The organism is Pseudoalteromonas sp. GW168-MNA-CIBAN-0100, assembly GCF_040309225.1.
Taxonomy (GTDB): Bacteria; Pseudomonadota; Gammaproteobacteria; order Enterobacterales; family Alteromonadaceae; genus Pseudoalteromonas; species Pseudoalteromonas arctica.
Window position 1 is genome coordinate 1 of sequence record NZ_JBEOOL010000874.1, and the last position, 249, is coordinate 249.

Below are 249 nucleotides of genomic sequence, written 5' to 3' on the forward strand. Positions count from 1 at the left end.
TGCATGAACTGCGCCACACGTTTTTTGGTACGTGGACTTTGGGTCGTGGCAAAAGAATGTAAGACGAAATTTTTTGCACTGGTAAAAGTGCCTTTATAATTGGGTTTTTCACCTTTTTTAATCGCCTCGCGTACTTGCTCGAGATTGTATTCTGGGTAAACCGGCACTTCTGGGGTTTCATCGGTAAATAAAATCCAATCGCGGGTTTCCTTGGATAACGTGTTCCAAGGTTTGTCGATATCGTAGCCC

At 43.8% G+C, this 249-nt stretch carries 1 pseudogene; it reads right to left on the reverse strand.

From position 1 onward, the window contains the following. Positions 1-249, reverse strand: a pseudogene (locus tag AAEY62_RS23800) (excinuclease ABC subunit A); the annotation flags it as partial.